The following is a 3,983-nucleotide window of genomic DNA, read 5'->3' as shown; positions in this document are numbered from 1 at the left end:
CCTCGCTGCTTGAGGGCGCCGGGTTGGGCCTGTGCTCGCGTCGCGGACGCTTCGCGGCTAGTGGGCGTCAGTCGATGATTTCGCGGCCGATCAGGCTGGTTTCGAAGTCCATGAAGATGTCGATCAGCTCCTCGACCGACACGCGCGGGGCGCCGGGGGCGAAGCGGAAATTCCAGAAGCTGACGATGTGCCTGACCGCTCCGACCTGTTCGCCCAGACGGATGAACATGTGCGGGGCGTCCAGCAGGAACTCCCGAAAGGCGGTCGCCGGCCGTCTTCGGTCAGGCTGGCATAGGCGCGGTCATAGATCTTCAGGGTTTCAACCACCGTCTCGCAGGTCTTGAGAATCTTGCGCCGGAGAACCTGACGGCCGCGCTCGATGTAGAGACGGGACTCTGTGTCGAGCGGCCCGGCCGGCTGCATGGTGGCGATGGCGTCAGCCACCGCGCGCGCCTCTTTCAGAACCGTGGCGGCGGACCATTTGTAGTAGAGGAAGCCCTTCCAGCAAAACACGCCCTCGGCGTACTGCCCAGGCGCCAGCTGGAGCGTTTCGCCCAGGGGCTGCATCCCGGCGCCGTCGGTATTGGACAGGATCCTGGACACCAGACTGGCGGTGCCCCGGGCCTTGCCGGGGAGTGAGGTTCCGGCCGCCATGCTCATGGCCACCAGCGGGGCGATCTGGGACTCCACGAAGCCGAACATGCGTTTCATGTCCCCTTCGGTCAGCTCGAAATAGCAGCGCGCCACGTCCAGGCCCGCGCGTGACACCTGCTCGCGCAGAAGGAAGGGGTCCAGCGACGGCAGCTGATCAATCAGTCGCAGGGTCTCCAGGTCGCGCTCGTCCACGGACACCCCGAAATACTCCCGCAGGGCCCGGTCGAAATTGCGCTGGCCGATGAAGATGAACCGGCCGCCCAGGCGCAGGTCATCCAGATCAAGGGGCAGGATGACCTTGGTGGCGGACTGGCGATAGACGTGGAACAGGTCCACCTCGTCGCGGCGCAGGCGGTGCTTGATGATCAGGCCCTGATTCAGGGCCGGGGTCTGGAACAGGGGCTTTTCGCGCCATTCGTCCGTGTGGCCATGGCGGCGCCAGACGGCCAACAGGTTCAGCACCCGAGAGGTGGAGCCGAACGCCTGAAGGTTGGCCAGATTCCGGATCGAACGGTCGCTCATGGCCGGTCGTCGTGCCGGTGTTCGACCCGTCCGGCAAGCGGGTTATCGCTGTTCGGCGATGAGGCGGTCGGCGAGGGCGGCGGTGAGGTGGCCGTCGGGGGTCAGGCCGTTGGCCTGTTGCCACCCGCGCAGGGCCCGGCGGGTGCCGGAGCCGACGATTCCGTCGACGCCCCCGGGGTCGAAACCGGCGGCCGCCAGGGCGCGCTGGGCGCCCAGACGCTGGTCCCGCGACAGGGGCGCTTCGTCGGGCCAGGCCGCGACCAGGCCGGGCCGGCCCGCGATGCCGTCGGCGGTCATGCCGATGGCCAAGGCATAGGCCACCGAGTTGTTGTAGCGGCGGATGATGTAGTGGTTGGGCAGGGCCAGGAAGGCCGGGCCATTGGCCCCCTGGGGCAGCAGGATGGTCGCGCCCTCGGCCTGTTCGGCGGTGCTGGGGGCCCCGCCCCGAGACAGGACCACGCCGCGCTGCGCCCAGTACGACCACGGCTGACGCTCGCCCTCGGCCAGGGCGTAGTCGAAGCCCCGGGGCAGGGTCACTTCGTAGTGCCAGCGCTGGTCGCGCTTCCAGCCCGCGTTGTTCAGCAGGTTGGCGGCCGACATCAGGCGTCGGCGGGCGAGTTCCAGATGTCCACCACCCCGTCGCCGTCGCCGTCCACGGCCAGGCGGCGGTAGTTGTCGGGCATGAACTGGCTCTGGCCCATGGCGCCGGCCCACGAGCCCTTGAGGCGCGAGCGGGGGGCCCGGCCCTCGACGATGATGGTCAGGGCCTCCTTGAGCTGTTCCTCGGCCCAGTCGCGGCGGCGGCCGTCGTGGGCCAGGGTGGCCAGGGAGCGGATCACGTCGTGGTCGCCCTGGACCTGGCCGAAGGCGCTTTCCTGGGCCCAGATGCCGACCAGGATCTCGCGCGGCACGCCATAGCGCTGCTCGGCCGCCACAGGGGCGGACATCAGACGGTCGCGGCCCTCGGCGATGCGCTGGGCGCTGACGGCGTTCTGGACATAGGCGCCGACCGGGCGGCTGAACTCGGGCTGGTTGCCGTCCAGGCGGATGACGCTGGGATCGGGGGACAGCCCCGCCAGCTCGCGCTCGAAGGCGGCGCGGTTGGCCCCGCCGTGACGGGCCAGGAAGCCCTGCTTCCAGCCCTCGAAGGACTGATCCTCATAGGGGACCGGCTGGACCGCCGCCGTCGCGGTGGCGGCGGCAGCCGTCGGCTGCGCCGCCTGGGCCGGCCCGCCACGCGGCGGTTCGGGGATCAGGGGAGCGCAGGCCGCCGTAAGACCAATGAGAACAAGGCGAATTTTCATGGTGCAAGCCTAGCGCGTTGCGCCCTGCCACCACAATCACAAGCGCGCGAAAGGAGAGCGCGGTTTGGCCGTCTTTTCGCCATGACGGCGCCACGGATGATGAACGCGCTAACCCTTGTCGCTCGTCCTCTGTTAACTGCGCCATGCCATAGGTTCCTCGCCTCGATGCGGCCTGGTGGCGGAGAGGATACGCGGCGGATCGCAAATCCGCAGACCCTCCGTTCGACTCGGAGGCCAGGCCTCCATCCTTTATTGCCCTACCACTCGCCGCGCGGCGGCTCGTTGCTTGAGGGCATGGGCTCCATCTTTTTTGCCCTAGCGCTCGGCTCGCGGAGCCTCGCTGCTTGAGGGCATGGGCTCCATTTTTCTGGCCCTATCGTTCGGCTCGCGGAGCCTCGCTGCTTGAGGGCGTTTCTGGCCCTAACGCTCGCGCCGCGCGGGCGCTCGCTGCTTGAGGGCAAGGTTCGCAACCCTAACGCTCGGTCCCGGAGGCCTCTCTACCTGAGGGCGGATTTCAGACTCTGGCGCCAAAAAAACAGGGTCTGAATAGTCTGAATTGTCCGAAATCGTCTCCTGCGCCTCGTGAGGAGGGTCATTATGGGCCCGGGCGAGGGGAGGGGGATGAAACAGGCGGACGCGGTCGGGTTTGAGGTGGTTTCCCGTTGACAGGGCAGGCGTAGCTGACCTATAGGCCCGTCTCCCCGCCGCAGGTCCGCTTGCGGCGTTTCATTTTGTATCGCGCCCGACAGGTTCACGCCGGGGGGGCCACGAAGGAATGAGACCATGAAGGTCCGTAGTTCTCTGAAGTCGCTGAAGTCGCGCCACCGCGATTGCAAGATCGTGCGCCGCAAGGGCCGCGTCTATGTGATCAACAAGACCGACCCGCGCTTCAAGGCGCGCCAGGGTTAAGGCTTTTTAGCGCCTTATCGCTCGCGCCGCGGGCGCTCTCTGCTTGAGGGCGTTGTCGCGGACTGGCCGGGCGGCGGAATGATCCACAGGCCATGGACGATTGTCCGTGGCCTTTTTCGCGTGCGCCGTTGAGCCGTTGCGGCGACGGCGCTAACCCAGCTTCAACCATCCATGTTGCGCGCGAACAAAGCGCACCAAATCAACCGCGCTCAAGCAGCGAGGCGCCGCGCGCCGAGCGATAGCGCCCAAAAAGGACTTCCCATGGCCGACGACGCCGCCTTCGCCAATCCTGACGTCCTGAACGCCTCGGCCCAGGGCCGTCTGCGCACCATCATCGAGCGCCTGGAGCGTCTGGAGGAGGACAAGCAGGCGATCATGGCCGACATGAAGGAGGTCTTCGCCGAGGCCAAGGGCGAGGGCTATGACGTGAAGACCCTGCGCAAGGTCATCCGCATCCGCAAGCTGGACAAGGCCAAGCGCCAGGAGGAAGAGGCGATCCTGGACCTCTATCTGGCCGCCCTCGGCGAGATCTGAGCTGAAGCGGTCCGGTTTCGGACGCAAGGACGGCGGACTGCGCTCAAGCAGCCCGAAGGG

4 protein-coding genes and 1 pseudogene are annotated in these 3,983 nt (G+C 67.3%); 2 read left to right on the top strand and 3 right to left on the bottom strand.

Annotation, left to right across the window (positions count from 1 at the left end; genetic code table 11):
* Positions 1-123: 123 nt before the first annotated feature.
* From MBEBAB_RS14580 to MBEBAB_RS14575, 3 genes and pseudogenes are all read right to left on the bottom strand, one after another.
* A complete protein-coding gene (locus MBEBAB_RS14580; RefSeq protein ID WP_242397191.1) occupies positions 124-1,176 on the bottom strand; it encodes a hypothetical protein in 1,053 nt (350 codons plus the stop codon).
* A 42-nt stretch (positions 1,177-1,218) separates the two neighbouring features.
* Positions 1,219-1,473, bottom strand: coding sequence for a peptidoglycan-binding domain-containing protein (locus MBEBAB_RS18470; protein ID WP_306302044.1), 255 nt, complete (start codon positions 1,471-1,473; stop codon positions 1,219-1,221).
* A gap of 48 nt (positions 1,474-1,521) precedes the next feature.
* A pseudogene (locus MBEBAB_RS14575) lies at positions 1,522-2,480 on the bottom strand (lytic murein transglycosylase); the annotation flags it as partial.
* Between the two features lie 783 nt (positions 2,481-3,263).
* Here MBEBAB_RS14575 and ykgO point away from each other — a divergent pair.
* Both ykgO and gapR read left to right on the top strand, forming a co-directional pair.
* Positions 3,264-3,389, top strand: coding sequence for a type B 50S ribosomal protein L36 (gene ykgO, locus MBEBAB_RS14570; RefSeq protein WP_021698751.1), 126 nt, complete (start codon positions 3,264-3,266; stop codon positions 3,387-3,389).
* 261 nt (positions 3,390-3,650) lie between these two features.
* A complete protein-coding gene (gapR, locus tag MBEBAB_RS14565; protein ID WP_021698750.1) occupies positions 3,651-3,923 on the top strand; it encodes a nucleoid-associated protein GapR in 273 nt (90 codons plus the stop codon).
* Positions 3,924-3,983 lie beyond the last annotated feature (60 nt).

This window comes from Brevundimonas abyssalis TAR-001 (genome assembly GCF_000466985.1).
Classification (GTDB): Bacteria; Pseudomonadota; Alphaproteobacteria; order Caulobacterales; family Caulobacteraceae; genus Brevundimonas; species Brevundimonas abyssalis.
The sequence above is the reverse complement of the archived record's forward strand: the minus strand, read 5'-3'. Positions and strand labels throughout refer to the sequence as shown.

Bases quoted from the DNA above. Each gene is read 5' to 3' on its own strand.
- MBEBAB_RS14580 (WP_242397191.1), bottom strand. From the start codon at position 1,176: ATGAGCGACCGTTCGATCCGGAATCTGGCCAACCTTCAGGCGTTCGGC.
- MBEBAB_RS18470 (WP_306302044.1), bottom strand. From the start codon at position 1,473: ATGACCGCCGACGGCATCGCGGGCCGGCCCGGCCTGGTCGCGGCCTGG.
- ykgO (WP_021698751.1), top strand. From the start codon at position 3,264: ATGAAGGTCCGTAGTTCTCTGAAGTCGCTGAAGTCGCGCCACCGCGAT.
- gapR (WP_021698750.1), top strand. From the start codon at position 3,651: ATGGCCGACGACGCCGCCTTCGCCAATCCTGACGTCCTGAACGCCTCG.